Source organism: Microbacterium sp. LTA6 (genome assembly GCF_045690355.1).
In the GTDB taxonomy this organism is placed as follows: Bacteria; Actinomycetota; Actinomycetes; order Actinomycetales; family Microbacteriaceae; genus Microbacterium.
This window is the reverse complement of record NZ_CP147855.1, coordinates 2,201,334-2,224,046: the sequence shown is the minus strand read 5'-3', so window position 1 is coordinate 2,224,046 and position 22,713 is coordinate 2,201,334. Positions and strand designations below refer to the sequence as shown.

General features: G+C 67.4%; 27 protein-coding genes. 9 read left to right on the top strand and 18 right to left on the bottom strand.

Annotated features, from left to right (window positions below; all coding sequences use genetic code 11):
* Positions 1–7 precede the first annotated feature (7 nt).
* The 4 genes from LTA6_RS10355 to LTA6_RS10340 form a co-directional block, all read right to left on the bottom strand.
* Positions 8–1,111, bottom strand: a complete 1,104-nt coding sequence (locus LTA6_RS10355) for a FecCD family ABC transporter permease (RefSeq protein ID WP_407357771.1) — start codon at positions 1,109–1,111, stop codon at positions 8–10.
* A complete protein-coding gene (locus LTA6_RS10350) occupies positions 1,108–2,217 on the bottom strand; it encodes a FecCD family ABC transporter permease (protein ID WP_407357770.1) in 1,110 nt (369 codons plus the stop codon). The genes LTA6_RS10355 and LTA6_RS10350 overlap by 4 nt, the downstream gene beginning before the upstream one ends.
* Complete coding sequence (locus LTA6_RS10345) at positions 2,214–3,275, bottom strand: ABC transporter substrate-binding protein (protein WP_407357769.1); 1,062 nt, start codon at positions 3,273–3,275, stop codon at positions 2,214–2,216. The genes LTA6_RS10350 and LTA6_RS10345 overlap by 4 nt, the downstream gene beginning before the upstream one ends.
* Before the next feature lie 168 nt (positions 3,276–3,443).
* The gene (locus LTA6_RS10340) at positions 3,444–4,286 is read right to left on the bottom strand and encodes a helix-turn-helix domain-containing protein (protein ID WP_407357768.1); all 843 of its coding nucleotides are present in this window, start codon (positions 4,284–4,286) and stop codon (positions 3,444–3,446) included.
* A gap of 149 nt (positions 4,287–4,435) precedes the next feature.
* On the opposite strand from LTA6_RS10340, the gene LTA6_RS10335 reads away from it, so the two are divergent.
* Both LTA6_RS10335 and LTA6_RS10330 read left to right on the top strand, forming a co-directional pair.
* Positions 4,436–4,708 carry a DUF6412 domain-containing protein gene (locus LTA6_RS10335; protein ID WP_341978162.1) on the top strand — a complete coding sequence of 91 codons (273 nt, stop codon included), beginning with the start codon at positions 4,436–4,438 and terminating at the stop codon, positions 4,706–4,708.
* A gap of 66 nt (positions 4,709–4,774) precedes the next feature.
* Complete coding sequence (locus LTA6_RS10330; RefSeq protein ID WP_407357767.1) at positions 4,775–5,542, top strand: YidC/Oxa1 family membrane protein insertase; 768 nt, start codon at positions 4,775–4,777, stop codon at positions 5,540–5,542.
* A gap of 107 nt (positions 5,543–5,649) precedes the next feature.
* Here the strand turns inward: LTA6_RS10330 and LTA6_RS10325 are convergent, their stop codons facing one another.
* The 3 genes from LTA6_RS10325 to LTA6_RS10315 form a co-directional block, all read right to left on the bottom strand.
* A complete protein-coding gene (locus LTA6_RS10325) occupies positions 5,650–6,591 on the bottom strand; it encodes an EamA family transporter (RefSeq protein ID WP_341978158.1) in 942 nt (313 codons plus the stop codon).
* A 65-nt stretch (positions 6,592–6,656) separates the two neighbouring features.
* Complete coding sequence (locus tag LTA6_RS10320) at positions 6,657–7,541, bottom strand: SDR family oxidoreductase (RefSeq protein ID WP_407357766.1); 885 nt, start codon at positions 7,539–7,541, stop codon at positions 6,657–6,659.
* Between the two features lie 134 nt (positions 7,542–7,675).
* Entirely contained in the window at positions 7,676–8,023 is a 348-nt protein-coding gene (locus LTA6_RS10315; RefSeq protein WP_341978154.1) for an ATP-dependent DNA ligase, read from the bottom strand.
* Positions 8,024–8,087: 64 nt separating this feature from the next.
* Here LTA6_RS10315 and LTA6_RS10310 point away from each other — a divergent pair, with 64 nt between their 5' ends.
* The 4 genes from LTA6_RS10310 (at position 8,088) to LTA6_RS10295 (ending at position 9,643) form a co-directional block, all read left to right on the top strand.
* Entirely contained in the window at positions 8,088–8,420 is a 333-nt protein-coding gene (locus LTA6_RS10310; RefSeq protein ID WP_407357765.1) for a hypothetical protein, read from the top strand.
* Between the two features lie 70 nt (positions 8,421–8,490).
* On the top strand, positions 8,491–8,979 hold the full coding sequence (locus LTA6_RS10305; RefSeq protein ID WP_407357764.1) for an FHA domain-containing protein: 489 nt from the start codon (positions 8,491–8,493) through the stop codon (positions 8,977–8,979).
* A gap of 122 nt (positions 8,980–9,101) precedes the next feature.
* On the top strand, positions 9,102–9,515 hold the full coding sequence (locus tag LTA6_RS10300; protein WP_407357763.1) for a CBS domain-containing protein: 414 nt from the start codon (positions 9,102–9,104) through the stop codon (positions 9,513–9,515).
* Positions 9,512–9,643, top strand: coding sequence for a hypothetical protein (locus tag LTA6_RS10295; RefSeq protein WP_407357762.1), 132 nt, complete (start codon positions 9,512–9,514; stop codon positions 9,641–9,643). The genes LTA6_RS10300 and LTA6_RS10295 overlap by 4 nt, the downstream gene beginning before the upstream one ends.
* Here the strand turns inward: LTA6_RS10295 and LTA6_RS10290 are convergent.
* From LTA6_RS10290 to phnD, 6 genes are all read right to left on the bottom strand, one after another.
* On the bottom strand, positions 9,627–10,715 hold the full coding sequence (locus LTA6_RS10290; RefSeq protein ID WP_407357761.1) for an alcohol dehydrogenase catalytic domain-containing protein: 1,089 nt from the start codon (positions 10,713–10,715) through the stop codon (positions 9,627–9,629). The two genes, LTA6_RS10295 and LTA6_RS10290, sit on opposite strands and share 17 nt — an antisense overlap.
* A 16-nt stretch (positions 10,716–10,731) precedes the next feature.
* Positions 10,732–11,454: an HAD family hydrolase gene (locus LTA6_RS10285; RefSeq protein WP_407357760.1), complete on the bottom strand. Its 723-nt coding sequence runs from the start codon at positions 11,452–11,454 to the stop codon at positions 10,732–10,734.
* A complete protein-coding gene (locus LTA6_RS10280) occupies positions 11,451–12,602 on the bottom strand; it encodes a TIGR03364 family FAD-dependent oxidoreductase (protein ID WP_407357759.1) in 1,152 nt (383 codons plus the stop codon). The genes LTA6_RS10285 and LTA6_RS10280 overlap by 4 nt, the downstream gene beginning before the upstream one ends.
* Complete coding sequence (phnE, locus tag LTA6_RS10275; protein ID WP_407357758.1) at positions 12,599–14,326, bottom strand: phosphonate ABC transporter, permease protein PhnE; 1,728 nt, start codon at positions 14,324–14,326, stop codon at positions 12,599–12,601. The genes LTA6_RS10280 and phnE overlap by 4 nt, the downstream gene beginning before the upstream one ends.
* Positions 14,323–15,195, bottom strand: a complete 873-nt coding sequence (phnC, locus tag LTA6_RS10270) for a phosphonate ABC transporter ATP-binding protein (RefSeq protein ID WP_407359267.1) — start codon at positions 15,193–15,195, stop codon at positions 14,323–14,325. Before phnC ends, phnE begins: the two co-directional genes overlap by 4 nt.
* Positions 15,196–15,257: 62 nt before the next feature.
* Positions 15,258–16,187: a phosphate/phosphite/phosphonate ABC transporter substrate-binding protein gene (phnD, locus tag LTA6_RS10265; protein ID WP_341978136.1), complete on the bottom strand. Its 930-nt coding sequence runs from the start codon at positions 16,185–16,187 to the stop codon at positions 15,258–15,260.
* A 168-nt stretch (positions 16,188–16,355) separates the two neighbouring features.
* On the opposite strand from phnD, the gene LTA6_RS10260 reads away from it, so the two are divergent.
* A complete protein-coding gene (locus LTA6_RS10260; RefSeq protein WP_341978134.1) occupies positions 16,356–17,099 on the top strand; it encodes a GntR family transcriptional regulator in 744 nt (247 codons plus the stop codon).
* A 236-nt stretch (positions 17,100–17,335) separates the two neighbouring features.
* On the opposite strand, the gene LTA6_RS10255 is transcribed toward LTA6_RS10260, so the two are convergent.
* Positions 17,336–18,478: a histidine kinase gene (locus LTA6_RS10255; RefSeq protein ID WP_341978132.1), complete on the bottom strand. Its 1,143-nt coding sequence runs from the start codon at positions 18,476–18,478 to the stop codon at positions 17,336–17,338.
* Between the two features lie 230 nt (positions 18,479–18,708).
* Here LTA6_RS10255 and LTA6_RS10250 point away from each other — a divergent pair, with 230 nt between their 5' ends.
* Positions 18,709–19,365 (top strand): response regulator transcription factor, encoded by a 657-nt coding sequence (locus LTA6_RS10250; protein WP_341978130.1) that lies wholly within the window; start codon positions 18,709–18,711, stop codon positions 19,363–19,365.
* Between the two features lie 21 nt (positions 19,366–19,386).
* On the opposite strand, the gene LTA6_RS10245 is transcribed toward LTA6_RS10250, so the two are convergent.
* Positions 19,387–20,328 (bottom strand): hypothetical protein, encoded by a 942-nt coding sequence (locus LTA6_RS10245; RefSeq protein ID WP_341978128.1) that lies wholly within the window; start codon positions 20,326–20,328, stop codon positions 19,387–19,389.
* A gap of 327 nt (positions 20,329–20,655) precedes the next feature.
* Entirely contained in the window at positions 20,656–21,036 is a 381-nt protein-coding gene (locus LTA6_RS10240) for a hypothetical protein (RefSeq protein ID WP_341978126.1), read from the bottom strand.
* A gap of 219 nt (positions 21,037–21,255) precedes the next feature.
* Between LTA6_RS10240 and LTA6_RS10235 the strand changes: the two genes are divergently transcribed.
* On the top strand, positions 21,256–21,864 hold the full coding sequence (locus LTA6_RS10235; RefSeq protein ID WP_341978124.1) for a hypothetical protein: 609 nt from the start codon (positions 21,256–21,258) through the stop codon (positions 21,862–21,864).
* 220 nt (positions 21,865–22,084) lie between these two features.
* Here LTA6_RS10235 and LTA6_RS10230 read toward each other — a convergent pair whose 3' ends face one another.
* Positions 22,085–22,297, bottom strand: coding sequence for a hypothetical protein (locus LTA6_RS10230; RefSeq protein WP_341978122.1), 213 nt, complete (start codon positions 22,295–22,297; stop codon positions 22,085–22,087).
* Positions 22,298–22,448: 151 nt separating this feature from the next.
* On the bottom strand, positions 22,449–22,658 hold the full coding sequence (locus tag LTA6_RS10225) for a hypothetical protein (RefSeq protein WP_341978121.1): 210 nt from the start codon (positions 22,656–22,658) through the stop codon (positions 22,449–22,451).
* Positions 22,659–22,713 lie beyond the last annotated feature (55 nt).

Here is a 22,713-nt window from a genome sequence, read left to right as displayed (position 1 = left end):
GTTCCTTTCAGGTGCGGCGCGTGAACTGGGCGGCCAGCAGCCAGGCGAGGTAGACGCCGCCGACCGAGACCGTCACGACGCCCACCGGCACGGCGACGAGTTGGGCGACGGCGTCCGACACGACAACGAGGGCGGCGCCGGTGAGCATCACCGGAAGCGTGCCCATCGGAGTGTTCGAACGGGTGAGACGCTGCGAGATCTGCGGAGCCGCGAGCGCGATGAACGAGATGGGTCCGGCGGCCGCGGTGACGAGGGCGACCAGAGCGACGCCGAACAGCATCGCCGCGAGACGGGTGCGCCCAGGGCTGACGCCCAGCGCGGTCGCCGCGTCATCGCCCATCTCCAGCACCGGGAGCGTTCGATGGAGCGGGAGAGAGAGAACGGTCACGATCGCGAACACGATCGCCGCGGGGATGAGCTGGTCGAAGCCGAGCGAGGCGAGAGAGCCTGCACCCCAGGTCGCCGCCATCATGGCCTTCTCCACACTGACCGAGATGAGGATCCAGGAGGTGAGGGATCCGAGCCCCGCCGAGACGCCGATGCCGACGATGATCAGACGAAACGACGACATCGTGTTCTTGCTCGCAAGGACGTAGACGATCAGTGCGGTGGCGAGACCGCCGACGAGCGCGCCCGCCGCCTTGAACATGTACGTGTTCAGCTCGAGGACGATCATCACGAGCGTCACGCCGAACTGGGCGCCGATCCCGAAGCCGATGATGTCCGGAGACCCGAGCGGGTTGCGGGTGAGGGACTGGAAGATGCCGCCGGCGAGAGCGAGCGCCGCCCCGCACAGCACCGCGAACAGCACGCGCGGGAGTCGCCATTCGAACACCACCTGCCGGATGTCCGGATCGGATGCCGGGTCCGCGATCGCCCGGACGACCGAGCCGAAGTCCACCTCGTACGCGCCGATGGTCATGGAGGCCAGGCCCGCCAGGACGATCACGACGACGAGTGCGGCGCACACGATGACCGAACGCACCGGGATGAGTGCGGCGATACGCGGGGTCTCGATCCGGATCAGGCGATGTCCGCGGTCGACCGGCGCGGATGCGGTGTGCTGTGCTGCTGCGCCCCGCGGGGCGACAGACTTCTGATCGGTGCTCACAGTCCGCTCACCCTCTTGCGGCGCACGAGGACGATCAGGATCGGCGCCCCCAGGAGTGCGGTGACGATACCGACACGGAGCTCACCGCTGGGAAGCACGATACGGCCGAGGATGTCGGCGAACAGCAGGAAGGCCGGACCGATGATCATCGAGTAGCTCAGCACCCAGCGCTGGTCCGGACCGGTGAACCAGCGGACGATGTGCGGGATCATCAGCCCCACGAACGCGATGGGTCCGGCGGCGGCGACGCTCGTTCCCGCCAGCAGGGTGACGGCGATGATCACCATCACACGGGTCACGCGCACGCGCGCTCCGAGCGCCTGCGCCAGGTCATCGCCCAGTGCCAGAGCGTTCAGCGGACGTGCGCACAGGAGCCCGATCAGCAGGCCGATCACGATCAGGGGAACCGCCCAGGTGAGCTGGTCGAGGGTGCGTCCACCGATCGAGCCGACCCCCCAGAAGCGCATGACCTGAAGGGTGCTGTGGTCGCGCAGCACGATCGCGGTCGTGAAGCCCGTGCAGGCTGCACCCAGGGCGACTCCGGCGAGCGTCAGCTTCATGGGCGTGGCGCCCGACGCCCCGAACGAGCCCAGAACGTAGACGAGCAGGGTGAGGATGAGTGCTCCGAGAAGGGCGAAGGGCACATATGCGCCCGGGGCGGTCAGACCGAGCACGCCGACCGCGAACGTGACGGCGAACGATGCCCCGGCGTTCACACCGAGGATGCCGGGGTCCGCCAGCGGGTTGCGCGTGAAGGCCTGGATCAGCCCGCCGCAGACGGCCAGCGCGGCCCCCACCGCGATACCGAGCAGCGTGCGGGGCACCCGAAGCTCCGCGACCATCAGGTGCAGGGGGTTGTCGTCGTCGTAGGCGAAGAGAGACTGCAGCACGGTCACCGGATCGATCGCGCGGTTGCCGACCGCGAGCGAGGCGACGGCGGCGACCACCAGCACCACCACCGAGATCGCGAGACCTGTGATGAGGGTCCCGTTGCGGTGCGGGGAGCCGTCTGCACGACTCCCCGCACCCGTGTCCGAGACATCGGTGCCGTCTTCTGCCGCCAGCGGGATCCGGCGAGAAGCCGGCCGGAGCATCGCCGAGGTCACTTCCCCGCGATGGTCGGCTTGCCCTGCAGCGCGGCGGCGAGGTCGTCGACGTACTTCGGCAGGATGTACTGCAGCGAGAGCACAGTCGGTGCGCTGATCGCCGAGGCCTCGGCGTCGTCCGCGTAGATGACGTACGAACCGTTGGCGATCGGGTCCCAGCGCGACACGACCTTGTTCTCCACCGTGTACGTGCCCTCGGCGGCGCTGCCGCCCCAGGCGGCGAACAGATCGGCCGGGACGTCGTAGAGCTTCTCGAGGCTCACGCCCGTGTACCAGTTGTCGCCCTCGGCGCTGGCGAGAAAGCTGTCCATCGCCGAAGTCGAGGTGAACCCGAGCGCTTCGGTGATGCGCACGCGCGGGTCGTACTCGAGGTAGACGCCGAGATCGGTGCCGCCCTCGTTCAGGGTCAGACCCCAGACGAACGTCTTGTCGTCGAACTCGGGGTGCTCGTCGGCGAGCGAGGTGATGAGATCTTCTGTCTCGCCGATCAGCTCCTCGGCCTTGGCGTCCTCGGACATCGCCGCGCCGATGGTGCGCGTCATGCCCTCCCAGGTGCCCGGGTTCCAGGGTCCCTCGATGTAAGGGATGGTCGGGGCGATCTCGCTCAACCGGTCGTACTCGATGTCGGTGACTCCCGAGTAGAGGCTCAGGATGAGGTCGGGCTTGAGCTCCTTGATCGCCTCGTAGTTCGGGCCGTCCTCGACGAAGGGGATGATCTCTGGAGTGTCGCCGTACTCCTCGGTGACGAAGTCCTCGAACCACGGCTGATAGCCGCTCTCGTCAGCACCCCACACCTCTTCGATGCCGACCGGGTTGGTTCCGAGAGCGGCGACGATATCCGGAGTCATCCAGCCGAGGGCGACGATACGCGTGGGCTTCTCGGGGATCACCGTCTCACCGTGGGCGTGCTCGATGACCACGCCGTCCGTGGCCGCGGCTGCGGATCCGGAGTTCTCCTCCGGTGCCGAGCACCCCGCGAGGGTGAGGGCTGCGGCGACGGCTGCGGCGACGAGCGCGGCACCTCGCCGGATCTTCGGGCGCGCAAGAGCGTGCGTCATGATTCTCCTTCGGGATGGGGAGGGGGTGTGCCGCGTCAACGCAGCGAGAAGTTAGGTAAGCATGTCCTAACTATTCGATGGTAGAACGCGGATGCGGTGCTCAGTGTCGAAGGATCGACGACTTGTGTCGAAGAACCGACAACTGTCGTGAACCGGACCGGCTCGACGTCACCGCCAGTACGTCTGGTGAGCGGCATCGGCCTGCACACGCGCGACGTACTGCCGCGGCGTGAGACCGAACCGTTGCTTGAATGCCGCGGAGAAGGCGCTCGTCGTCGCGTAGCCGCAGCGGTGCGCCGCCGCCCCGATCGGCGTACCGGCGACGATCAGTCGCGCTCCGAGGGTCATCCGTACGCCGGTGCGCCACCGCCCGAAGCTCATGCCCACGTCGTTCTGGAAGATGCGCAGAACGGTTCGTTCGTGCAGCCCGTGCGCCAGGAAGAGATCCTGGGTGCTGAGCGGATCGCCGGGGTCCGCGAGCACCGCCTGCACGAGCGGAGCGACCCGTTCGTCGGCCGGCATCGGCACCTCACCCCATTCGGTCGCGGCCTCCGGCAGGGGTTGCTGCAGCATCTCGATGAGCACCGATTGGATGCGCACACGCAGGTCGGTCGGCATGTCGTTGATGCCCAGGTGGAGGAGCATCTCCTGCACCGCGCGCGGAACGAGCACCCGCGTGACGTCGTCGATCGGGGCGATCAGCGACGAGTCGGGGATGTAGGTGTAGCAGCCGGTCGAGTCGGATTCGTGGTGGGCCGTGTGCGGGGTGTGCGCGGGGATCCACACTCCCTGCCCCGGCGCGAGGCGCCACATCGCATCCTGCAGGTGCACCCACACCGTGCCGCGGTAGCACCAGGCGAGCATCGCGTCCGCGTGCGAATGCGGAGGCGAGAGCGGTCGAGTGCCGGTGTCCTCACCTGTGACGACCCCGGTACCCATCAGGTACGGTCCGGTCACGGTCGACGGATGCGAAGGGCTCGCGGCCCAGTCATCCTGCCGGTAGGTGATCATTGCGTGCTCCAGGAAGTCGGCTTGCCCCGCCGTCGCGACGCAGAGTCGCCGAGAGTGCCGTCCCCGCGATGCTAGCTGGCTTCCGCGACCGGGTTCTCGGCCGACGACTCGACCACGAGTGCTACCCTCGCAGCGAAGGGAGCGCACACATGGGCGAATGGTTCGGGCAGATGCTGAGCATCGTCCTCACCGCGCTCGGCCTCGTCTCCACGCCGGATGCAACCGCCCTCGGGCTCGCCATCGCCGTCGTCGCGGTCGCCGTTCTCGCCCTCGCCATCACGCTCAGCGCACTTCCCACCGGAGGCGGCGGTTCGCCCCATCCGCGTCGCGCGATCGATATCGGAACCCTCCTCACTCAGAGCGATCCGGATGCCGCTGGCCATCCGCGTCCTCGTGCGCCGGGAGTCGTGCCCGCCGCGTAACCCGTCCTTCCTGGCTCGGGAAACGCGGCCTCGGCCGACCCTTCCCGATGCCACGAACGGACCCTCATGGACCCCTTTGCCTTTCCACCCCTCGCCGCGCTCCTGAACGCCGCCTACGGCGCCCTCGCCGGCCTCTCCACAGCTCTCACGCCTGCCCTCGGCGGCATCGCCGCCGCCGGCGCCGTCGTTCTCGTCACCCTGCTGGTGCGCGCACTCCTCATCCCTGTCGGGGTCTCGCAGGCGAAGGCCGAGCAGACCCGCTCGCGCCTCGCCCCCCGACTGCGCGAACTGCAGCGGCGGCACAAGAAGAACCCCGAACGGCTGCAGCGCGAGACCATGGCGCTGTATCGCAGCGAGAACACCTCGCCTTTCGCCGGGATGCTGCCCGTGCTCGCCCAAGCGCCGGTGATCGGCATCCTGTACACCCTGTTCCTGCGACCCGAGATCGCCGGGCATCCGAACGCGCTGCTCTCCCACGACCTGCTCGGCGCTCCGCTGGGCGCGAGTTTCGTCTCGGTCGTGTTCGGCGGCTCCGCCGACGCAGCGACCATGCTCGTGTGGGGCACCCTCCTCGCGCTCATGATCGCCGTGGCCGAAGTCACCCGCCGAGTGTTCCGACCGGCCCCGGTCGACGACTCGCCGTTGAACTCGCCCGGCATGCTGCGCATCATGGCGGCCATGCACTATCTGACCGCCGTTTTCGCCGTGCTGGTCCCGCTCGCCGCGGCCCTCTATCTCGCCGTCACGGTCGTCTGGACGCTCGTCCAGCGGATGCTGCTGCGCAGGCGGTTCCCGCTGCCCGACGCGGCATCGCCTCGACGCGCCGGTCGTTGAGCGAGGGAGCTTGCGACCGAGACGAAACGCGTCGATCCGCGGTCGGCATCGGATCAACGCGTTTCGTCTCGCTGGCGCTCGCTCAACAACCGGGTGGGGACGAGCGGTCAGTCCGGGAGCGGGATCGTCCCGGTGAACACGGTGGGCGGGTCGTCGACGTCCTTCGCCTCGGCATCCGCTCGCCGCCGTGCATGTCGCACACCGAGAGTCGTTCCGACGCTCGCCACCACGACCAGACCGACGGCGGCCAGCCGCAACGGTGTCGCGTCCTGACCGAGCACGAGCCAGCCCGCGAGGATCGCGAACGCGGGCTCGAGGCTGAGCAGCACCCCGAACACCCGCTGCGGGAGACGGCGAAGCGCGGCGAGCTCGAAGCTGTACGGGATCACCGACGACAGCACGGCGGTGAGAACTGCCAGCAGAATCAGCTGGCCATCTGCCGCGATCGTGATCGAGGCCGGCACACCGAGCGGCAGTAGCAGCACCGCGGCGACGACCAATCCGACCGCCAGCCCCGCGCTACCAGGGATGAGCGCACCGACGCGCGCGCTCATCCGGATGTACATCACCCAGAAGCCCGCCGCGATCAGGATGAAGAGCACACCGAGCGGATCGAGCGGATCGGCACCGATCATCCCGTCGATGCCCAGCAGCGCCATGCCCAGCAGCGCGACGCCGACCCAAGCGGCGTCGGCGAGGCGGCGGGTGAGCACGGCGGCGAGGATGAGAGGGCCGAGGAATTCGATCGCGACAGCGGGACCGAGTGGAATGCGGTCGATCGCGGCATAGAAGAAGCCGTTCATCCCCGCCAGTGAGAGCCCGAAGAGCGCCGCGGCGATCCACTGCGTGCGGGTCCAACGGCGTGGTCTCGGGCGCACGATCACGACGAGGAGCAGTGCGGCGATCGCGATGCGCAGCGAGGTCACGCCCCAGGCGCCGAGCACCGGGAAGAGCTGAGTCGCGATGGCGGCGCCGAAGGGCAGTGACAGGCAAGACCCGACGACGAGCGCGACACCGAGGAGAGGACGAGGCGACGCGTTCGATGGCACGTACTCCACCCTGGGGCATCACCCGGCGCCGCGTCCATTCGGCGCGGGGCGGTGCGGCGCTTGTTCTAGAGGTGCTTCCCGCCCGTCACCGGGAGCACGGCACCGGACACGTACGACGATTCGTTCGAGGCGAGGTAGACGTAGGCTCCGGCGAGCTCAGCGGGCTGTCCGGCCCGCCCGAGCGGCGTGTCCTGCCCGAACGACGCCAGCTTCTCGGCATCCCACCCTGTGGCGGGGATCAGCGGCGTCCAGATCGGACCGGGCGCGACGGCGTTCACGCGGATGCCCTTGGGCCCCGCCTCTTCGGCGAGCGCCTTCACGAAGGCCACCTGAGCCGCCTTGGTCATCGCGTAGTCGATGAGTCCAGGCGAGGGGTTGTACGCCTGGATCGATGCGGTGACGATGATGCTGGCACCCGCTTCGAGCTCGGGGAACGCCGCTCGCGCGGAATACAGGAGCCCGAACAGGTTCGTCTCGAAGACCCGGCGCATGTCCTCGGTGCGGAGGCTCTCGAAGCCGTCGATGTCGTGCTGATACGCCGCGTTCAGGACCAGGATGTCCAGGCCGCCGAGTTCACGGCGCGTCCGGGACACGGCATCCGATGCGAACGACTCTTCTCGCACATCGCCCGCGAGGCTCACACCCTTCCGTCCCGCCGCTCGTACCTGTTCGAGCGTCGCGTCGGCATCCTCCTGCTCCTCGGTCATGTGCACGATCGCGACATCCGCACCCTCTCGGGCGAAGGCGATCGCGACCGCGCGGCCGATGCCGGAGTCTCCGCCGGTGATCAGCGCCCGCCGCCCCTCGAGGCGGCCATGGCCGACGTAGCTCGATTCGCCGTGGTCCGGCGTCGGACGTGTCTCGTCGGTCAGCCCCGGCTGATCCTGCTGCTGCGGAGGGAAAGGGCCGCCCGTGTGCAGCGTGCGGGGATCGGAGGTGTTCTCTGCCATCGTGATGTCTCCTCGAGTCATGGGTCCGGTCAGACGAGCATCCGATACCCCGACCGGTGAGCCCCAGGGGGTTGACACACCTTCGGCTATTCCGGCATCACGCGGGAGTTGGCAACGCGAGCGCTGACGAAGCGCTAGAGCGGCGGCGTGACCGGCAGGTCCGGACTGCTGGGCGCTTCGCCGGTCTCAGCCGGCTCTGGCACGAGGTAGAGACCGCTCGGTGCATTGGCCGTGAAGGCCAGTGCTTCGATCCAGGCCCGGTTGATCGACGGCTGCCTGCTCCCGAAGTACTTGAAGACCAGAGAACTGCTCGGCTGGATCCACACGGTGGTGCGTCCACCGCCGACGCTCGCATCTTCTCGCCAGCTGAACGGGAACGGCTCACCCCGGCGCAGCTTGGCCGTGATCACGAGTTGCAGATGCGTGAGAGCACGGTCCTCGATCTCGGTCTTCACGCCGCCCTCGTAGATGAACTTGCCCATGCAGATTCGCCCTTCCGTCTCTAGGGGATTGTCGGATTCAACCCTCATGCGTAGCGTAAGCCTTATGGGCATGCTCTTCTACGGCGGCACGGCCGACCCCATCCTGATCGAGGACCGAACCCTCGCGCATCTGAAGGTCGTCATCGCCACCAAGCTTCGTCGTAACGAGAGCTTCACCCTGTCCTGGAAGCACTCCGATGATCATCCGCCCGGACGATCGACGATATGGCTGCATCCGTCCATCCCCCTGCGGTTCGTCTTCGACGAGCCGGAGCCGCCGAAGCTGCACGTCGAATGGATCACGGCCTTGGCGAATTCCGCGAACACCAGTGGCGGTATCACGTTGGTCCCCGAGCACACGACGCCCCCCGACGGAGTTGACGCCGCGTCGTCGTGAAGTCAACCCCCTCGGCGAGGTGGGCGGTCGCGTCTAGCGTCGTCAAGCAGACCCGCTGAGGAGGCGCCCCATGGACGAGAACCGCACCGATGAGAGTGAAACGCTCGACGGAAACACCCCCACCACGACCCACGCCGAATGGGGTGCGGGCAACCCGCACCTGCTGATCACCAGGGATGACGAGCGGACGGAGCATCCGCTCGATGTCGATGTCGTCCGGATCGGCTCTGCCGGCGGCAATGAACTGCAGCTCAGCGACACCGATCCGGTGCATGCGACGATCCAGCACGACGAGCGCGACGAGTACGTTCTGACACTGCACGGCGAAGGCGAGATGAATGCCCAACCGGATGCAGCCGCGACCCACGCGGGCGAGCGCACTCAGACCCTCCGCACCGGCGCGCGCTTCACCGCGGGGCCGTGGACCTTCGTCTTCGCGCGTGAGGAGTACGCCGATCACGGACGACCCTACGGCGGGCGTCTGGGCGGCGAGTACTCGGATCAGCGGCTGCAGCCACCGCGTCCCGACTACCGGGACGACGCGCACCCCGACCACTGAACCGCGTTGGCGGGGTTGACGCACGCACGCCGCCTTGTCAATGCCCCTCGCGAGTCGCGCCATTGCCCTTAGCGTCGATCGCAGAAGGAAAGAACATCGAATGGCACGAGAGGGAGAGCGCAATGACCACCGCACGCGACATCATGACTCCGAGCCCCCGCTGCATCGGCGAGAACGACTCGCTGCGCATCGCCGCGAACATCATGTCCGACCTCGACGTGGGGTCCCTGCCGATCTGCGGAGAGGACAGCAAGCTGAAGGGAATGCTGACCGACCGCGACATCATCGTGCGCGCCGTCGCCGTCGGTCTCGACACCGAGACCACTCCGGCCAGTGCGCTCGCTCAGGGAAAGCCGGTGACGGTCGACGTCGACGACAACATCGACGTCGCACTCGCGCTGATGCAGAAGCACCAGATCCGCCGGGTACCCGTGATCGAAGACCATCTGCTCGTCGGAATCGTGAGCCAGGCCGACATCGCCCGGTCGCTCTCGGCCGAGCAGACCGGCGAGACGGTCGAGAGCATCTCGCAGTGACCGAGGCTTCGAGCGTGGATCACATCGATCGCCTGAGCGAACTCGCGGCCAGCCGCCGGCTGCGCGTCTGCGTGGCGGAGTCTCTCACCTCAGGGCAGCCGGCGACGCACGTCAGCGCCCGGGAATGAGGCCGATCCGCAGCGGAGCATCCGGAGCGGATGCCGCGCGCAACGCGTCGTCGATGGCGGTCAACGGCCGGACGTCGCCGACGACGTCGGCGAACGGGTAGGCGCGACCTCGGCCGGCGAGGAACGCGACAGCTTCCGCGAGCTCGACGCCGGTGTAGTTGTGCACTCCGGTCACGGTGATCAACCGACGCACGATGCTCTCGGCATCCAGCGCGACGGGTTCTGTCGGGAACACGCTGCCGACGAGCACCACCGTGCCACCGGTGTCGACGCCGGCGAGCGCCTCGGCGACGGCATGACCGGATGCTTCGATCACCACGTCGGGATCGCGGCCGAGCGACCGCGCGCCGAATCGGGTGGCCAGCTGGCTGCGCGACGCGTTCGGGTCGCGCACCTCGACGGATGCTCCCTGCTCGGTCGCTATCGCCGCAGCGGACAGCCCGACGAGGCCGGCCCCGTGGATCCGTACTGCGGCGCCCTCGAGATCGCGATCGCGGCCGGCGCGGGCCACGGCCGCCCACGCCGTCGCCGTCGCGCACGACGCCGGCGCCAGCACGGCTGCCGGCAGCGACTCCGGAACGCGCACGATCGCCGTGCCCTCTCGCAGCTGCACGTGACTGCCGAATGCGCCGGTGAGGTCGCCGTGCGCGCCGATGCGCTCGTGCCCGTACTTGCCGAGCGTGCGGCACTTCTGCGGCATCCCGCGCAGGCAGCGATCGCAACTCGCGCAGGACACGGTGACCGACCACACCACGCGATCGCCGATGCGCAGCGGCGTGCCGTCGACGGCGGCCGCTCCGGCGTGCCCCGTGGCGATCACCCGGCCGACGCTCTCGTGGCCGAGCACCAGCGGCGTGGGCGCCGTCCGCCGTCCGAGCACCGTGTGCACATCGGAGCCGCAGATCGTCGACATCTCCACCGCGACGAGCACGTCGCCGTCGGCGAGCGCCACGCCGGGAACCGCGATCGTCTCGTGCGGATGCCCCTCCCCGACCCACACCATCGCCGTTGCGGACGGGCGCAGCGCGACGTCGGTACGCGGGACGGAAGGCCGAATCAGAGCCGAGCCCATGTCAGACGCTCGACTCTCAGTGCGTTGTGCTCAGGCGAAGCAGTCCGCGCTCGGCGAGCGCGCCACGGAGTCCGGTGACATCGGGGAGCACGATGTCGGCACCCGCCGCGGTGAGCGTTGCGTGATCGTGCGCACCGCTGAGAACACCGGCGACGAATCCCGCACCGGCTCGGCGGCCGGATTCGACGTCGCTGATCGTGTCACCGGCGACGGCGACCGCGGCGACGTGCGACGTCTGCGTGCGGATGATCGCCGTCAGAACCATGTCTGGCGCGGGACGGCCGCGACCGGCATCCGCCGGCGAGAGTGCGAAGTCCACGAGGTCGCGCCAGCCGAGACCGTCGATCAACGTGTCGCGCGTCACCGGCGCGAAGCCGGTGGTGAGCACGACGGTGAGACCCGAGTCGCGCAGACCCTGGATGGCATCGGCCGCGCCGGGGATCTCGGAGACGCCCTGCTCGGAGACGATGTCCGCGTAGGCCCCCTCGAACGCGGCCGTGGCGCGCTCGGCCGCGGCGACATCACCCGCGGCGAGGTGCGTGAACACGTCGATCTTCGACTGGCCCATGGTCGCCCTGACGTACTCGAGGGCGTCGTGCCACGGCATCCGGTCAGCGACGCCGGTCTGCTCTGCAGCGCGCTGGAACGCCTGCTCGACCACCCCATCGTCGAGCACCGTCGTGCCGGCCATGTCGAGCACGACGAGTTCGATGGGGGCGAATTCGAGCGGAGTGGTCATGATGTTCCTTCCATTGCGGGTGTCCACCCGAAGGTGGCGGTGAGATTCTCTTCAGCGAGCCCCAGACCCGTCGTCATGCCGATACCGCTCGTGGCGGCGAGGACCAGCACGCCGGGTACGTCGGATTCGATGACGAATTCCCCTGGTCCCTTCGCGTAGACGCCCTGCCAGCGCTCCAGCACACGAGGCGCGGGCATCTCGAACAGTTCCTCCGCCTCGGTGAGGAACGCCGCGAAGGCCGCCTCCGGCTGGAACGGTGAGGGCGCAACCGCGGCCACGTGCGAGTCGCCGACGATGAGGGTGCCGTCCGGCAGCTGGGTGTACATCTGGTTGAGGTCGAGCGCCGCGAGGTCCGGTCTCTCAGAGTGCAGTCGCTCGCGCAGGGCGGTCGCCTCGGGTCCGCCGGTGAAGCGTCCGTAACGCAGCAGCGACCACCCGGTGAGCAACGGCGCCCCGAGCGGACGCGGCAAGGACACGGCGACGCGCATCATGTCGAGCGAACAGCGGACGACGCCACGTCGTTCGGCGATCTCAGGAAGCAGCTGGTCGACGTCGTGGTTCACGGCCACGACGATGCTGCCGGCCGTGATCGAGCCGCGACTGGTCTCGACGATCCCCGTGGTCACCGCGGTGACCGCCGTGCGGAATCGGAACTCCACGCCCAGACTCATCAGGTGACGGACGATGGCCCCTGCGGCGGATCGTGGATCGGTCTGCAGGTCGGTCTCGATGTGCGCGCCGCCGACGAGCCCTTCGGCCCGAAGCGGGGCGAGACGGAGCAGCTCGTCTGCCGCCAGCATCCGCATCCCGCCGTCACGCGTCGCCGCCTCGAGTACGGCGATCTCGTCGTCGTGCCTGGCGGCGACCAGGGTGCCGGACTCGCGCAGCCAGAAGCCGGCGTCGTGGGAGAGACGCAGCCACAGCTCGCGCGAGGTGTCCGCATAGCGGCGTGCTTCGCCGGACTGCGCTCCGATGCAGAGGTGACCGAAGTTGCGGATCGTCGCACCGACCGGGGCATCGGTGCGGTCGACGACGACGACGCGGAGTCCCCGGCGCACGGCGGCGTAGGCCGCACCGAGTCCGACGATGCCGGATCCGACGACCACGACATCGGCATGGTTCTGGGTTGCATTCATCGGCGCGTTCATCGGAACACCTTCCGCATCCACATCGCGAGGCCTTCGACGACGAGAACGGTGACGAGGATCATCAGGACGATGGCCGTCACGGTCTCGTAGCGCGACCCCTGGCTGGCATTGAGCAGGTAGTAGCCGACTCCGCCGCCGCCGACGATACCGAGGATCGTCGCCGCGCGGATGTTGGTGTCGAGCATGTAGAAGCTGTGTCCGATCAGTGCCTGCATCCCCTGCGGGACGGTGGCCGAGGCGTAGGTCTGCAGACGACTGGCACCCACGGCGCGCAGCGCACGCTCCGGGCCGCGGTCGACCTCTTCGAAGGAGTCGGCGATGAGTTTGCCGAGAAGTCCGATGCCGCCGATCGCCAAGGCGATGACACCGGCCTGGGCCCCGAGTCCGGTGATCACCACGAGGACGATGGCGAGGATCAGTTCGGGGATGCCGCGGATACCCACCAGGAGGAATCTGGCCGTTGCACGCACACCCGAACCGGGGGCGACGTTCGTGGCCGCGAGAGAGCCGAGAACGATCGAGGGAACGAGGGTCAGCACGGTCGCAGCCAGCGCGATCGACACCGTCTCGCGCATCGCCTCGAACATCGCCGAAGCTTCGTAGCTGCCGAACGACGGCGGCCAGAACTTGGCGGCGACCTCGGGGAGTTTGCCCCAGAAGGTGAAGAAGTCGAGCCAGTTGATCTGGCTGACGACGACACTCCCGATCACGACGAGCACGGCGACGACGCCGCCGATCGTGTTGCGCACGCGCTCCGCCGTCCACGGGCGGCGAACCGCGGTTGTCGGGCTCGTCGCCCACGCCGCACGCGAGGACGACGACGTCCCCGCCTCCGCGTCCTGCAGGCGCGGGTGGATGATCCGGTCGATCCAGGAGCGCGTGTGCCTCTGCTGCCCGAGCATCGCGCCGCGGACCAGGCTGGAGACGATCTCCATCGCGATGCAGAGGAGGAAGATGACCAGGGCGATGCCGAGGCCCTTGCCGTAGTTCAGCGACTTGAAGGCGTACGACATCTCCAGGCCCAGGCCGGCGACGCCGACGTAGCCGAGCACGACACTGCCGCGGAGGTTGATGTCGTTGCGGTGCAACACGGTCGCGACCCAGCTGGGCAGCACCTGAGGCAGGATGCCGGAGGCGAACTCCTGCATCTTCGTGCCGCCGGCGGCACGGATCGCCAGACGAGGCCCTTCGTCGACCTGCTCGATCGCATCGGCGAACATCTTCGAGATCATGCCGATCGAGTGGATCCCGATGGCGAGGATGCCGGGAAGCGTCCCCAGCGAGAACATCAGCACGAAAGCCATCGCCAGGACGACATCGGGCAGCGCGCGCGTGAACACGCCGACGAAACGGGCCGCCGCACGCCAGCCGTTCCCCGGCGTCGTGTTCGACGCGGCGAGGTAGGCGATCGGCACGGACAGCACGGCGGCCAGCAGCGTGCCGACCAGCACGAGGCCGACGGTGAGCGCGATCAACCAGACGAGGTCGCCCGGCTCCGGGAAGGAGAGTCCGCCGACGCGGCCCATGAAGTTCTCGGCGTTGCCCCAGCTCTTGATCATCGCCGGAATGGAGATGCCGACCTCGTTCACGGCGAGCACACCGACGACGACGAGCGTCAGGAGCGTGAGGGAGGCGGCGATCCGCTCCGGGGAGATCGGGCGTTTCGGGGCGCGATCCGCGACGCCGGATGACGCCGCGCCCGGCCGCTCGGCGAGGAGGGTCACGAGACGCGCTCCTGCACCTTGACTCTGGAAGCCTCAGCCTCCTCCGAAGCCGCCGAGACGTCGCCGGCATTCGCCAATTCGATCGAGACCGCCCTGAGCTCAGCGGTCGTCGTCGCGACCCGGCCGTAGATCTCCATGACCTCGGACTTGGTGAGGTCGGTCGTGGGTGTGTCCAGGACGACCTCGCCGTGGCGGAGGCCGACGATCCGGTCGGCCCAGGTGATCGCGAGATCGACCTGATGCAGGCTGCAGACGACGGTGAGGCCCTCGTCGGCGGCGATCTCGCGGATCAGGGCCATCACCTGGTCGCTGGACTCGGGATCGAGCGATGCGACCGGCTCGTCGGCGAGGAGGATCTCCGGTTGCTGCATCAGGGCGCGTGCGATGGCGACGCGTTGCTGCTGCCCGCCGGACAGGGTGTCGCTGCGCTGATACGCGCGGTCGAGCAGACCGACGCGGTCGAGGTGCTCGAGAGCACGGATCTTCGCCGCCTTCGAGTAGCCCCAGAGACCGAGACGCGGTCCGCGCACGCCGGAGAGCGAGCCGGTGAGCACGTTCTCCAGCACGGTCAGGGAGGGAACCAGCTCGAACTGCTGGAAGATGAAGCCGACGCGGCTGCGCAGGCGCCGCAGGTTCTTGCCCCGAAGAGCGGGAACCTGCGAGCCCAGCACCTCGACGGAGCCGGAGGTGGGAACCTCCAGTCCGTCGAGGTGGCGCAGCAGCGTCGACTTGCCGGAACCGGAGAGACCCAGCAGCACCACGATCTCGCCGCGGGCGACCTCGAGCGAAGCATCCTTCAATGCCGTGGTCGACCCGAAGGTCTTCGTCACGCCGGTCAGACGGATGAGGGCATCGGATGCCGCGGTCATGGTGTTCGCGCTCATGGTCAGGTCTCCAGGGGTCTCAGCTGTTCAGGGGCGATCCGGGTGGATCAGCCCTGGCACTGCTCCGCTTCGGTCTCCTTGCAGATGTCGCGGATGAGGTCGTAGTACTTGTCATCGACCGGCTTGGTGGCGTAGAAGACGCTGCGGAACGCGTCGCTGTCTGCGCTGTCGATGCCGGCGGCGATGATGTCGTCGATCGTGACCTCGGCGAGACCGTCGACGAGCTTCGAGGAGACGTCGTCCGGAAGCGTGGACGAGTACACCAGCGGCGCACCGGGGACCATGGTCTCGTCGATGACCTTCACGGCATCCGACTTCTCGACCTCGGAGTCCTCAGCGAAGCCGACCTCGCATTCGACGCCCTCGCCCGTCTTCTGCACGCTCACGTCGTGCTTTCCGGCGAACACCGGGGTGATGTCGGTCTTCGGGTCAATGCCGGCCTTGAGGAGGTTGTACGACGGGAAGAGGTATCCCGACGTCGAGGACGGGTCGACGAAGCAGACCTTCTTGCCCTTGAAGTCCGCGATGCTGGAGATGTTGCTGCCCTTGGGGACGATCGCCTGCGAGAAGTAGCCGGGCTCCTGGCCCTCTTCGGTGACGATCGAGGAGATCGGGGTGAGCTTCGCGCCGTTGTTGGTCGCGGTGACGTAGGTGAAGCCGGAGAAGGAAGCGACGTCGACCTTGCCGGCGACGGCCGCCTCGATGAGAGCGGCGTAGTCGGTGGACTCGTGGTACTCGACGGTCTTGCCCGTGAGCTCGGCGATGTAGTCCATCAGCGGCTGGTAGTTGGTCTCGGTGTCGACGGAGTCGGGCACGACTCCGAAGACGAGGGTGTTCTCGTCGACGGCGAAGCCGCTGGCGGCGGAGGACTCATCGGCGCCCGGTGTACCGGTGGCCTCGGCCGAACCGGAACAGGCGGCGAGGCCGAGTGCGAGGATCGCGACGCCGGCGAGGGCGGGGAGAGCGCGGAGCTTCATGAGGACCTTTCAGGGTGGGTGGGGTGATCCACGAGCAACTCTGACAGGAGGGCGATCGAGAAATATACCTAACTTGGAACTGTTCAACGGCTGTTTACCCGGATTTTGCCCGGGTGAACATCGACAGAACAGGGCAGTCATTCCCAAGAAGCCAAGTAGTATGCCTATGTGGCAGAAGCTGTGTACACCCAGATCGCCGACGACCTCCGAGCGCAGATCGCGGCGGGCACTCTGCGCCCCGGCGACGACGTTCCGACCGAGGCGGAGCTTGCAGAACGCTGGCGCACGTCTCGCGGCCCGATCCGGAACGCGTTGGCCGCGTTGCGGACGGACGGACTCATCGAGACGAGCCGCGGACGGCCCGCGCGCGTGGTCGCCCGGAAGGCTAATCAAGCAGTGGATGTCTCGGTGCCGTTCACGCGCTGGGCGCGACAGCTGGGTGTGAAACCGGGCGCCCAGACCCAGGAACTGAGCCTTCGCCGGGCCGGTACACGCGCCGCGGCTCTGGGGGTCTCCCCTGACGACACCATCGTGAGCGTCACGCGGCTGCGGCTGCTCGACGGTCGCCCGACGATGCTCGAGCGACTCTTCTACACCGAGGCCGTGGGGCGTCGACTGTTCGACGTGGATCTCGACACGGTGTCCATCACCGAGTACCTCACCGCGCAGGGGCATCCGATCGTCGGACTGCAGCACGAGATTGACGCCGTGGCCGCGGACGAACAGGATGCCGCACTGCTGCGTGTGCCGCTGGGTACCCCGATCCTGCGGCTCAGCCGCATCTCCCGCGACGCGGACGGCCTCATCTTCGAGGCGTCGGAGGACCGCTACCTCAGCGACTTCGTGCGGTTCACGGTCGCAGCATCCGGAATCTCCACCGACGGCCACTACATGCGGGCAGTGGGCGGCTGAGACCGGGAACCGGCCAGAGAGTGCGACCGCGAGCGCGATAGGAAGTCAGAAGCCGAAGATCGCGCTCGCGATCGCAGAAGCGCTGGGGACGCTTCTCGCCAAGGCGCTGGGGGCGCCTCAATTGGGGCATTCCCTACGGTAGTAATAGGAGACGTCGCCCAGAAGCGCCAAAGGTCGAAAGTCATATAGACGTTCGTCCAGGATCCATCGGCGCGGAGACGCCGTCGACCGGCCGCTCAGGCGATCAGCAGCCGGGCAGACACGCGCCACTGACCGTCGACCGCGCCCGCGCTGAACGTGCCACTCGCCCCGAGCACGCGCTCCGCCATCCGGTTCAGGCCGGTGCCGCTGGAGGGAAGGTCTCGCCGGGGCGTTGCCGGAAGCGGGCTGCTGATGGTCAGCGTCGCCGACTCATCGTCGACCTGCAACCCGATCCCGACTTCACCGGGTCCCGCATGCTTCAGGATGTTCGTGGCCGATTCGCGCATGATCCGTGCGAACACGATCTCTGCGGCGCGAGGAATCCGCTCGTCTCGGGGGTCTCCCTGGCTGACCACCGGGTGTCCCGCGGATTCGAACTCGCTTCTGGCTTCGTCGACGGCGGCAGCGAGGTCCCCGGTCTGCAGTGCGGACGCGCGTGGTCCGTCATCGGCGAGCTCGATCACGAATCGCAGATCGGCCATCGCCTTCCTCGCGGCGACGCGGATCGCCTCTTGGGATTGCCGAGTCACCTGCGCGTCGTCCAGCATCTGGACGTGCATGGCAACGACGGTGAGGTGGTGCGCGATGCTGTCGTGCAGTTCGCCGGCGATCCATCGGCGCTCAGCGAGCACGGCCTCGCGCTCCTGCAGTTCCTGTTCCACGAGCTGCTGCTCGAGGCGGCGGCCGCGGGCGAAGGCCATCCGAAGGGCGAAGCCGATCGCTCCGGCCACGGTGGCGACGATGAGATAGATCCCGACGTTCACCGGGCCGCTCAGATCGCCGTAGGCGATGATCGCCGCTGCGACGAGGAAACCACCGATGTAGGAGAGGATCAGCGAATTCCACCCGAGCCGCATGACCAGCGCTGCCGCGACGGCGACAGCCAAGAGTGTCTGGATCTCGTTGCCCGTGACGAATGAGAGAGCCAGCATGAGCCCCAACGCGCAGGTAGCGAGGAGGGGCGACCAAAGATAGAGGATCAGCACGGACGTGGTCGCGATGCTGAGCACGGACGCGATGACGTTCACGCCGGGCGAGAAGAACACGCCGAGCAGATCGACAGCGACGACGACGATGATGACCACCAGGACGAAGATGCGCTCGAGAACGCTCAACGCCTCTCCGCGGCTCAGCCGGAGAATGCCCGAGTCTTCTCGGGTTGAGGGGGCGAACGCCATGGTTCACTATCTCCTACTCGCCAGGTAATCTAGCGAATGATGCCCAGAATGTAGCAAAGCTGCTGCCAAAAAGTCATGGTCTTTCACCTCCCTGATTGGTCTTTTGTCGAGAACTGACTTCATCTTCTCGGTGATCTGCAGCGACCACATCGGACTACCCGGCAGTCTTTTCTGGCCAAAGGTCTATATCGACAAATTGACGGACTTATTGCCGCCGTTAGGCTTCCTCCATGCCGGTTATCCGCGTTCTCATCGTCGATGACGATCCCCTCGTCCGTTCAGCGCTCTCGCACTTCGTATCCCGCGACCCGGAGATCGAGGTCATCGGTGAGGCCGAAAGCGGCGTCGAAGCGATCGCCGCCGTGGAGCGCGACCGCCCGGACGTCGTCATGATGGACGTCCAGATGCCCGAGATGAACGGAATCGAGGCGACGGCGGTGATCGCCGAGCGCTGGCCCGATGTCCGCATCCTCGCGGTGACGACGCTCGACGGCAGCGACACGGTTCTTCCGATGCTGAACGCCGGCGCCTCCGGGTATCTGCTCAAGGACTCGAGCGCCGACGACATCGTGCTCGGAGTGCGCGAGGTCTACAAGGGCGCCAGCTCGCTCTCGCCGAGGATCGCGTCGATGCTGATCAAGCACGTCCGCGACACCGAGCCCACCGGCCGCGGAGCGCGCGACCTCGAGTCCCTCACCGAGCGCGAGTCCGAAGTGCTCGAACGTCTGGCTCAGGGCATGTCGAACGCAGAGATCGCGCGGACGCTCATCGTGTCCGAAGGCACGGTCAAGGCCCACCTCGGCCGCATCATGTCGAAGTGGCAGGTGCGCGACCGGGTGCAGATCCTCGTCACGGCCGCACACGCGGGGCTCGTCGACTTCCGCTGACGACGACCCCGAACTTCGGGGTCAGCCCCAGCGCTCCTGGAGCCAGGTCATTCCGGCGAGCGCTTCACTGCGCTGGAACTCACGCAGCGTCGGCATGCTCGGCACCGCGGGACGTCGCGCCTTGGCGAAGAAGCCGCCGGTGAGGGCAGCGAGAAGTGCGTCGATGTGCGCGGCAGAGACGCCGGTGAACAGCGGATGAGTCCGCAGAAGTTCTTCGGCGTCCACCTCTTCGCCTCGCAGGCGTACATCGAAGAGATAGCAGAGCCCGTCGATCCAGTGCGCACCGACGGCGGCCCACGGCCAGTCGATGATCCAGGCCGTTCCCACGCGATCGATGAGCACGTTGTCCGCGCGGCAGTCGAGGTGCTGGAGGCGGTCGCCCTCAGCGGCGATGACGATCTGATCGGCCACGTCGCGGAGGCGATCGAAGTTCTCGACGATCCACTCGGGCAAGTCGCCGACGGCGTCCGCATCCTGGATCTCGGCCCAACCGGACGCATCGACGGCCAACTCGTCCGTCGCGCGCGGTAGTCCGGCGGCATCCGCTCCCCGCAACTCGGGCAGTGTTCCCAGAGCATCGAGGACGGCGACGACGTCGGTGCCGTCGAGCGCGGCTCCCGGATGCCTGCCGTCGATGTCCTCGAGAATCAGCACCGCCCAGTCGTCCGAGACGAAGGACCCGAGCAGGGCAGGCACGCGGATGCCGCGGGGCATCGCCTGCATCACGCCCAGTTCGCGGCGATGCAGATCGTAGGTGCCTGGGTGGTGCGGCGTGCGATGCGCGGTCTTGACGAAGGCCCGCTCGCCGGCGTCGTTGCGCACCCGGTCGGCGCTTCCCGGCGAGAACCCGTTGCTCTGACTCACCGCAAGGGTGATCGGCCCGTCCAGACGCTCGGCGACGAGCTCATGCACGTGATCGGGCAGTTCATCCCACGCGGTCCTGGTTATCGAGGCGGTCTCCATCGCACAACGGTAACGGACGAATCGTCACCCGAATCAGGGGTCGATCTCACAAGCTTGTCGGATTCTCACGAAGATGGTGGAGCGTCTCACGGAACCTGTCGGGCTCGCGGGAAATTTGTTGGAGCGCTGATTGACGACCCAGCCATCGGCTCACCGGTAACGGTCGGTTTCGGCTAACGGTGGGGAGTCGGTGTTACGCGCCGGGCGGAGTTGCGACGGGTTGCCGTCTGAATCAGATGAAGGGATCGCCCTCCGAATCCGCAGGCTCGAGAGTTTTGGCTCGTATCGCAGCCGACTGACGCCGCTAGCGATCAGGCGGCAAATCCGTCAGGCCCACGTCTGTTCGCGCGAGTCGATGAGGTGAATCGTGTCCGACGGCGACGAGATCCAAAAGCCGTCGAACCCGGGGCCGAGGTCTTCGATCTCATCTCGTCTGGCAAGTCCGACGGATGCCATGACGCTCGCCGCCTCTCCCACATCCGAAGTGACGACCTCCAGCCAGATCTCCGCCTGGGAGAGCCCAGGGCAGTTGTCGACCCATAGGTTGCACGGACCAAAGACGAATCCGGTCGCGCCGCCCGACGGTCCCGCGACTGCGGGCAGATGCAGCACATCTCGATAGAACGCCAATGTCTCTTCGTAGCGATGCGGCGGAACCTTGAGCGCGATGTTACGGCCGCCGGAGAACGCGGAGTTGGTCTCGGACATGATGAGCACCTCAATCTAAGTCAACTCGAAGCAACCTTTTGGTTGCACTTAAACGTATCGGGGCTTCAACAGTCTTGCAACCCTGCGATTGCAGGACCTTGACGTCGATTTCTCACGTGCGAGACGCGCGGTGGCCTGAGGTCGCAGGGCTGGCGTGCGACAGGACCTCGCTGAACGCGAGCGGACCGCCCGCTAGCGGCCATTTGGAACGCTGGGACGATGAGAGGGATCGACAAGCTCGTGCACGCCGTCGAGGCTTCGGCATCGAGGACTGAGCACGTGATGAAACCGCTGCAGCTGCCCAACGGAAGGTCAGGGTATTTCTCCCCATTCCCTTCCTCGTCGCGTATCGGCCATGCTGTGTTCGGGGAGCGCGCCGGCGCTCCGGATCACGGGAGGGAAACCATGAAGTCGATCAAGAAGCGACTGGTCGCCGGTCTTGGTGCCGCTGTGCTCGTGGCGGGCCTGGCGGTCGCCGTGCCTGCGACCGCCAACGCAGCATCGTACTCATCGTCCTGTAAGGGAACGTACGTTACGACGAAGAGAGTCACGAACGCCTCGGGAACCGTTCTCGGTCGGGTCGGTGTCTACAGAGACGGCAACTACATGTGCGCTGTGCTGGTGAAGGCAGGACCGGTCTACGGCGTGCCCACCTTCACCGAGCTGGAACTGGATTCAGCCCACGACCACGGCGCCGACTCCGGCCGCTTCTCGTATCAGACCGACGCCATCCGCGTGTACGCCCCGTACCACCAGATCCACCTGGGCGCGACCGTAGCCGGCAAGAACGGCGCCCTGAACTGGGTTGGCACCGACGTCCGGGGATGACCTGCCCGCTGGCGCGGGCGGCGCTCCCAAGCCGGCTAGCGTCACGCACGGGGTGGACCCGCGCAGCGATCGCCGCAAGGGCGCTAGGACTCATCCGTGCTCTCGGGCTCGGCGGGCTTCTCGCACGGCAGCGGAGGGCGCCCCGCGTCCTCCCAGCGGCAGACGGCCGCCCAGTCGTGAGAATCTCCCTCGGGGCGCGTGTGCGCTGCTCCGGCGCCCATCACTCGCCCCCTCGCGGATGATACGACCGGCTAGAGAGATCGGTGCGCTCGGCGTTGTAGACCGCCACCGTGACGCCCGTGATCGGCGTCTTGTCGACATCCAGGTTCGCCAACCGATACATCCCGAAAGCCCCTGCCGACCGCTCCACCGAAACGATCGTTTGCGGCAGCTTGACACTCTCGGTTCGAGGCACGCTCGACACGCCGGTCACGCGGTTTCCGACAGGGGAGCCGAGGCACACGGGCGAAACGCAACCAACGACAAGTTTCGTGAGACAAGAAGGCTGCCCGCCGCCGCATCAGTCGCGCGGCATCACGGGATGTATCGTCTCACCGACTGTCGAACTTTCGTGAGATCGGACATCAGAGACCCGACTCGCCGGAAGCGCCTTTCGACGGAGTCTTGCGTCGCCTGTGCTCGATGATGCCCCGGACGAAGTACACCAGGGATCCCGCCAGGGCGACGACGATCGTGACGATCGACCACCAGTCGGTCTGCCCCGTCAGCAGGATGTAGATCCCGACGCCCAGGAACAGCACAGCAGCGAGGAAGGTCCAGCCCGACGATTGCATGCCTGCGATGCTACACAAGGGCTCGGCGGAGGACCTCGGCGGATGCCGGAATCGA

What these genes read in the sequence shown, in the direction of transcription:
- LTA6_RS10240 (WP_341978126.1), bottom strand. Translation starts at nt 21,036, where the DNA reads ATGTCCGAGACCAACTCCGCGTTCTCCGGCGGCCGTAACATCGCGCTC.
- LTA6_RS10300 (WP_407357763.1), top strand. Translation starts at nt 9,102, where the DNA reads ATGACCACCGCACGCGACATCATGACTCCGAGCCCCCGCTGCATCGGC.
- LTA6_RS10255 (WP_341978132.1), bottom strand. Translation starts at nt 18,478, where the DNA reads ATGGCGTTCGCCCCCTCAACCCGAGAAGACTCGGGCATTCTCCGGCTG.
- LTA6_RS10340 (WP_407357768.1), bottom strand. Translation starts at nt 4,286, where the DNA reads ATGATCACCTACCGGCAGGATGACTGGGCCGCGAGCCCTTCGCATCCG.
- LTA6_RS10250 (WP_341978130.1), top strand. Translation starts at nt 18,709, where the DNA reads ATGCCGGTTATCCGCGTTCTCATCGTCGATGACGATCCCCTCGTCCGT.
- LTA6_RS10285 (WP_407357760.1), bottom strand. Translation starts at nt 11,454, where the DNA reads ATGACCACTCCGCTCGAATTCGCCCCCATCGAACTCGTCGTGCTCGAC.
- phnC (WP_407359267.1), bottom strand. Translation starts at nt 15,195, where the DNA reads ATGACCGCGGCATCCGATGCCCTCATCCGTCTGACCGGCGTGACGAAG.
- LTA6_RS10310 (WP_407357765.1), top strand. Translation starts at nt 8,088, where the DNA reads ATGGGCATGCTCTTCTACGGCGGCACGGCCGACCCCATCCTGATCGAG.
- LTA6_RS10330 (WP_407357767.1), top strand. Translation starts at nt 4,775, where the DNA reads ATGGACCCCTTTGCCTTTCCACCCCTCGCCGCGCTCCTGAACGCCGCC.
- LTA6_RS10245 (WP_341978128.1), bottom strand. Translation starts at nt 20,328, where the DNA reads ATGGAGACCGCCTCGATAACCAGGACCGCGTGGGATGAACTGCCCGAT.
- phnD (WP_341978136.1), bottom strand. Translation starts at nt 16,187, where the DNA reads ATGAAGCTCCGCGCTCTCCCCGCCCTCGCCGGCGTCGCGATCCTCGCA.
- LTA6_RS10320 (WP_407357766.1), bottom strand. Translation starts at nt 7,541, where the DNA reads ATGGCAGAGAACACCTCCGATCCCCGCACGCTGCACACGGGCGGCCCT.
- LTA6_RS10305 (WP_407357764.1), top strand. Translation starts at nt 8,491, where the DNA reads ATGGACGAGAACCGCACCGATGAGAGTGAAACGCTCGACGGAAACACC.
- LTA6_RS10290 (WP_407357761.1), bottom strand. Translation starts at nt 10,715, where the DNA reads ATGGGCTCGGCTCTGATTCGGCCTTCCGTCCCGCGTACCGACGTCGCG.
- LTA6_RS10235 (WP_341978124.1), top strand. Translation starts at nt 21,256, where the DNA reads ATGAGAGGGATCGACAAGCTCGTGCACGCCGTCGAGGCTTCGGCATCG.
- LTA6_RS10335 (WP_341978162.1), top strand. Translation starts at nt 4,436, where the DNA reads ATGGGCGAATGGTTCGGGCAGATGCTGAGCATCGTCCTCACCGCGCTC.
- LTA6_RS10345 (WP_407357769.1), bottom strand. Translation starts at nt 3,275, where the DNA reads ATGACGCACGCTCTTGCGCGCCCGAAGATCCGGCGAGGTGCCGCGCTC.
- LTA6_RS10280 (WP_407357759.1), bottom strand. Translation starts at nt 12,602, where the DNA reads ATGAACGCGCCGATGAATGCAACCCAGAACCATGCCGATGTCGTGGTC.
- LTA6_RS10225 (WP_341978121.1), bottom strand. Translation starts at nt 22,658, where the DNA reads ATGCAATCGTCGGGCTGGACCTTCCTCGCTGCTGTGCTGTTCCTGGGC.
- LTA6_RS10315 (WP_341978154.1), bottom strand. Translation starts at nt 8,023, where the DNA reads ATGGGCAAGTTCATCTACGAGGGCGGCGTGAAGACCGAGATCGAGGAC.